Below are 6,236 nucleotides of genomic sequence, written 5' to 3' on the forward strand. Positions count from 1 at the left end.
GCCGGGCGCGGCGAGGTGGGCGCCGGACCGGTGTTCAACAGACCAGGAGGACCAGTGAGCGGCGATCGGAACGAGAGGCGCGGCGGGACGTGGGACGTCCCGACGGACGATCAGTCCGACGCGGAGCCCGAGCTGACGGGCGAGTTCACCATCGACTACACCCCGCCGGCCTGGTACACGCAGGGCTCGGCCCCGGCCGCGCAGGTGCCGGGGCTCCCCGAGGGCAGCGGCTTCGAACCGCACCGCCCGTCGGACGTGGAGTCGCCCTCGACGATGCGGATCGCTCCGCCGGTCCAGCGGACCCCGTCCGACGGCGCGGGCCTGCCCGTCCCGTTCCCGGCACCCGCACCGGCCGAATCGCCGCTCCCTGCTCCGACCCCGATCGAGGCGGCCGCTCCGGCTCCGGCTGACGCCGCCCCGCCGTACCCGGCACCGGCACCGGCACCGGCACCGGCACCGATCGAGGCCCCGGCTCCGGCCCGCGCCGACGACATCCCCGCGTACCAGGCCCCGACGCCGGTCGAGGCGCCTGATCCGGCTCCGGCTGACGCCCTCCCGGGCTACCCTGCGCCGATCGGGGCGCCCGTCCCGGCACCGGCTGACGCCGCCCCGCCGTACCCGGCACCGGCACCGGCACCGGCACCGGCACCGGCACCGATCGAGGCCCCGGCTCCGGCCCGCGCCGACGACGTCCCCGCGTATCCGGCTCCGGCAGCGCTCCAGGCGCCCGCTCCGGTTCCGCCCTACACGGCTCCTGCCCTGGACCCGGCCCCGGTGGAGGCTCCGGCTCCGGCAGACGCCGCCCCGGCGTATCCGGCCCCGGTCGAGAACGGGCTGCCCGCTCCCGACGCCGCGGCCCCCGTCGCGCCGTTCGGCGCTCCCGACGAACCGGCTCCGCCGTACGCGGCCCCCGCCCCGATCGAGGCTCCGGCACCGGTCGAGGACGCTCGGCCCGCACTCGACGCCCCGGCGCCTTTCGCGTCTCCCGCCCTGGAGCCGTCCCCGGCCGAGCCCCCGGCGCCGTTCTCGGCGCCGGTCACCGACGAGCCGGCCGCCGACGCGGGCCCCTCGGTGCGTCCTTCCTCCGGCGGCTGGGCCGGTCCGCAGGACACCCCCGCCGACGGGGTGCCCGTGCTGTCTCCCGCCGAGCAGACGCCGGCACCGGCACCGGCGCAGGCGCAGGCCGGCGGGGAGACCCCGTTCGGGGCGCCCGGCGGTGAACTGCCTCCGCTGCCGCCCGCGTTCGCGACGCAGGATTCCCATCCGTTCCCGCCGCCTGCTCCCGCCCCGCAGCAGCAGATTCAGCAGCCGCAGCCCCAGCCCCAGCAGTACGACCCCCGCTCCGCCGGGCAGTGGCCCGTGGGCCCGGGCCAGCAGCAACAGCCGCCCCAGCCCCAGCCGCACGACCCGCGCTACTCCGCCGGCCCGACCGGCGGCGGCGCACCGCTCGGCTACACCGCAGCGGTCGAGCTGTCCTCCGACCGCCTGCTGCGCAACAAGCAGAAGCCCAAGAACAACAACAACGGCGTCGGCGGCCGCTTCCGCTTCGGCGGCAAGGCGGCCGAAGCGGAGCGCCAGCGCAAGCTGGAGCTGATCCGCACCCCGGTCATGTCCTGCTACCGCATCGCCGTCATCAGCCTCAAGGGCGGCGTCGGCAAGACCACGACCACCACCGCGCTCGGCGCCACCCTCGCCACCGAGCGCCAGGACAAGATCCTGGCCATCGACGCGAACCCCGACGCCGGTACCCTCGGCCGCCGCGTGCGCCGCGAGACCGGTGCCACCATCCGCGACCTGGTCCAGGCGATCCCGTACCTGAACTCGTACATGGACATCCGCCGGTTCACCTCGCAGGCGCCCTCCGGTCTGGAGATCATCGCCAACGACGTGGACCCGGCCGTCTCCACGACCTTCAACGACGAGGACTACCGCCGCGTCATAGAGACGCTGGGCCGCCAGTACCCGATCATCCTCACCGACTCGGGTACCGGCCTCCTCTACTCCGCCATGCGCGGAGTCCTGGACCTGGCCGATCAGCTGATCATCATCTCGACCCCGTCCGTGGACGGTGCCAGCAGCGCAAGCACCACCCTCGACTGGCTCTCCGCGCACGGGTACGCCGACCTCGTCTCCCGCTCCCTCACCGTCATCTCGGGGGTCCGCGAGACGAGCAAGATGATCAAGATCGAGGACATCGTTCAGCACTTCGAGACCCGCTGCCGCGGTGTCGTCGTGGTGCCGTTCGACGAGCACCTCGCGGCCGGCGCCGAGGTCGATCTCGACATGATGCGGCCCAAGACGCGCGAGGCGTACTTCAACCTCTCCGCGCTCGTGGCCGAGGACTTCCTGCGGGCCCAGCAGCAGGCCGGGCAGGGGCACTGGGGAGCCCCGCATCAGCCGCAGCAGTCCCACCAGCCCCACCCCCAGCAGCCGCCGCAGTCGCAGCCCCACCAGCCGCAGCCGTACGGACAGCCCCAGGGCCAGCCCCCGTACCAGCAGCCGCCGCAGCAGCCGCAGCCCTACGGCCAGCCCTACCCGCAGCCCGGCCAGCCCTGGCAGCAACCCCCGGCGCCGCAGCAGCCGCAGCCCCAGCAGCCCCCGCGCGACCCGCGCCTCGGCTGACCGAACCAACAGGAAGGGCCCGTACCGCGCCCGGACCGGATCGAGAAGGATCCGGTTCCGGCACGGTACGGGCCCTCGCCCGTTCGTCCGTCAGCGCTGCAAGTCGTACGCGTCCGTCAGCACCCGCGCCCGCTTCACATCGTCCGCGATCGCCTCCAGCAGCCCGTCCAGCGACTCGAACCTCGCCATCCCCCGCACGTACGCGAGGAAGTCGACGGCCACGTGCTTCCCGTACAGGTCCAGCCCGACCCGGTCGATCGCGTACGCCTCGACGGTCCGCTCCGTGGCGTCGAACTGCACGTTCGTCCCCACCGAGATCGCCGCCGGCATCCGCTCGCCGTCCGCCGTCAGCCAGCCCGCGTAGACCCCGTCCGCCGGGATCGCGGTGTGCGGCGCCGTCTCGACGTTCGCCGTCGGGTAGCCGAGCTCGCGCCCGCGCTGCGCACCGCGCACCACCACGCCCTCGACCCGGTGCGGGCGTCCCAGGATCTCGGCCGCGCCGTCCATGTCGCCCTCGGCGACGAGCCGACGCGCCAGCGTCGAGGAGAACGGCACTCCGCCGCCCGCCTCGCCCCGCTCGACCAGGTCCACGACCTCGACCTCGTAGTCGTAGGTGGAGCCCAGCTCGCGCAGGAAGTCGACGTTCCCGGCGGCCCGGTGGCCGAAGCGGAAGTTCGGGCCCTCGATGACGGCGCGCGCGTGCAGCTTGTCGACGAGCACCTTCACGATGAAGTCGGCCGGGGACAGCTGCGAGAACTCCGCCGTGAACGGCAGGATCAGCAGCGCGTCCACACCCAGCCCGGCCATCAGCTCGGCACGCCGGTCGTAGGGGGCCAGGATCGGCGGGTGGCTGCCGGGGCGGACGACCTCGCTGGGGTGCGGGTCGAAGGTGACCACGACGGACGGCACGTCGAGCGCGCGCGCCGTGGCCACGGCCCGTCCGATGATCAGCTGATGTCCCCGGTGCACGCCGTCGTAGGAGCCGATGGTGACGACGCTGCGTCCCCAGTCCTGGGGGATGTCCTCCAAGCCACGCCAGCGCTGCACTGTGACCGCTCCTCGCCCGAACCCGGTTGGTCCTTGAACTGATTGCCGATTGCAGGTCTAAGACTGCCATGCCCGGGGCCGCTGCCCCGCATCGGCGTCTGGGTCGGACCGTTGCCGCGGGATATCGCCTCACGTCACGTCCGGCGCCGTCCTGCTGAGTGTCTCCACCGTCCGCCGCGCGCTCGGCCCCAGCAGGGCCGCGGCCTCCGCGCCCGCCTCCGCCAGCCAGCGGGCGACGAGCGCCCCGAAGGCCGGTTCGGCCCGGGCCAGCTCCACCGTCCGCCGCTCGAAGACCGCCGGCCCGCCGGCGACCCGCAGCAGCTGCCGCCCCGTGCGCCGCAGCAGTTCCCGCGTACGGGCCTCCGGGCGCCCGGCGGTCCCGGCCGCGAGACCGCCGAGGAACGCGCCGAGGACCTGCGGATCGGCCTCCTCGCGCAGCAGTACGCCGGCCAGCTCGCCCCGCAGCGGGTACGAGCACTCCCCGCCCGGCGCGGCCAGTACGGCGGCCAGCTCCGCTCTGACCCCCGACGGGGCGTTGCGCAGCAGGTCCAGGACCAGCGGGCGCAGCACGGGGGCGGCGGCCGGGCCCTGTTCGAGCCGCCGTTCCACGAAGACGGCGGCGTGCGGTGCGTCCCCGGGCCGGTCCGCGAGGTGCTCCCGTACGAGGTCACCCGCGCGGCGGGCCAGCCCCGGGGTGGTCAGCGCGGCCAGGGCGCGCACCACTTCCCCGTCGGCCCGGGCCCGCAGGGCGGCGAACACGGTGTCCGGGTCGGGCAGCACGGGCAGGGCCGCGACCAGCGCGGCCGCGGGCAGCCGGGAGCCGGGCTCGGGGTCGCGGAAGCAGGCGAGCGCCTCGGACAGATAGCGGCCGCGCACCTGCGGGTCGCGCAGCAGCACGGCCAGGGCGCTGCCGTGCAGGGTCGCGTCCGCGGGTCGGGCGAGCAGCGCCTGGGCGGCGTAGCGCAGCAGCTCGCGGTCGGCGGGGGTGCGCACGTGCGGGGCGGTGGCGAGCCCGTAGGCGGCGGCCGCGACCCGCCGCCCGGGCCGCTCGTCGTGCGCCCAGCGCTCCACGGCCCGGCACATCGCGGAAGGCTCCTCCTCGGCGAGTACGGCCAGCAGCTCGTCGGCGCGGGGGTGCGCGGCGGTGACGAGCGCCTCGGTGAGGTCGTCCACGGCGAGCCGGCGGTGGGTGTGCAGCAGGGCCTGTGCGGCGGTGGCGACCGTGGCCCCCGGGCGGCCACGCAGCCGGCGGCCGTCGGCGAACCAGGCGCAGAGCAGCGGCTGCACGCGCTGCGGGTCCCGGGCCAGGCGGCGGGCCGCGGCGTCGAGGTAGCGGTCGCCGGGGACCGCCTCGGCGGGGTCGGCGGGCAGCAGGCGGCGCAGCAGGTCGAGGCGGTCGGGCTCGGGCAGCCGGAGCCGGTTCCAGAACCAGCCGCCGAACTCCCCCGGGCCGACGCGGGCCACGTGCTCGGCGAGGGCGTGCAGGACGGGCAGGTGCGGGTGCGCGTCGGGGGCCCGGAGCAGGCTCTCGCGCAGCAGCCGGGCGGCCCACCAGGCGCGGTCCGGGTCGGCGTGCGCCGGCTCCTCGGCGAAGTGGTCGAGGCGGTGGACCAGGGCGGTGAGCTCGCCGTGCAGGTGCTCCGTGGGCAGCCTGCGCAGGGCCTCCAGGACGGGGCCGATCCGGTGCCGGGGCACGGGCAGGCCCGGCCCGGCGGGGCCGTGGACGAGGGAGGCGAGGGCGGTGGGGACATCGAGGTGGACGGCCTGGATCCAGTCGGACAGCTCCTCGTGGGCGAAGCGGTAGCCGGTCCCGGCGGGCACCAGCAGACCCTCGGTGAGCACGGCGGAGGCCCAGCCGGTGCGCCACGGGAACAGCTCCTCGAAGGAGGCCCGGTCCAGCTGCCCCCGGCCGGGCCCCAGGCAGCGGCGTGCGGCCTCGTGCACACTGCCGGCCACGCGCGCCGCGAGCCGCCGGACGCCGGGGCCGTGCACCCTGGCTCCGCCGGCGTCGGCGCACGCCGCGGCGGTGCGGACGGCGGTGCGCAGGCACAGCAGGTCCAGGTGGGCGGCGAAGACCTCGTCGCGGCCGGGGCGGCCGGCGGTGACTTCGGCGGCGCGGATCCCGGCCAGCAGGCGCAGGGTGAGCGGGTGGTGGGCGTCGGCCGTGCGGACGGCGTCGGCGGGGATGCCGAGACGGGCCCGGAGGGTCTCGGCCTCGGCGGCGGTGAGGTCGCCCAGCGCGAGCGCGGGTGGCAGCCGCCGGGCGGGGCGGGCCGGGGTGTGCAGTGCCTCGGGCGGGTAGAGGGCGCCGGCCCGCTCCCAGTACTCGGGCCGGGCGGCGACGACCAGCCGGGCCCCGGTCCCGCGCAGCCACCCGGCGGTGGCTGCGGTCCAGGGCCCCAGCCGGTGGGCGAGCTCCGGCGGCATCTCCTCGGGGGCGTCGAGCACCACGAGCAGGGGCCGGCCGGCGCGGGCGACCACGTGCGCGAGGTGCTCCGCGATGCCGGGGGCTCCCGCCGGGGCAGGGCTTTCCCCGTCGGGGGCGGAGGGGTGCCGGGGCTCCGTGC

General features: G+C 76.4%; 3 protein-coding genes. 1 reads left to right on the forward strand and 2 read right to left on the reverse strand.

From position 1 onward, the window contains the following. The first annotated feature begins 54 nt into the window (after positions 1–54). Positions 55–2,622: an SCO5717 family growth-regulating ATPase gene (locus tag PV721_RS20235; protein WP_319726361.1), complete on the forward strand. Its 2,568-nt coding sequence runs from the start codon at positions 55–57 to the stop codon at positions 2,620–2,622. A gap of 90 nt (positions 2,623–2,712) precedes the next feature. On the opposite strand, the gene PV721_RS20240 is transcribed toward PV721_RS20235, so the two are convergent. Both PV721_RS20240 and PV721_RS20245 read right to left on the reverse strand, forming a co-directional pair. Further along, on the reverse strand, positions 2,713–3,669 hold the full coding sequence (locus PV721_RS20240) for a bifunctional riboflavin kinase/FAD synthetase (RefSeq protein ID WP_319726363.1): 957 nt from the start codon (positions 3,667–3,669) through the stop codon (positions 2,713–2,715). A 129-nt stretch (positions 3,670–3,798) separates the two neighbouring features. Continuing rightward, a partial coding sequence (locus PV721_RS20245; RefSeq protein ID WP_319726365.1) for a serine protease occupies positions 3,799–6,236 on the reverse strand: 2,438 nt, incomplete at its 5' end.

This window comes from Streptomyces sp. MB09-01 (genome assembly GCF_033794505.1).
Taxonomy (GTDB): domain Bacteria; phylum Actinomycetota; class Actinomycetes; order Streptomycetales; family Streptomycetaceae; genus Streptomyces.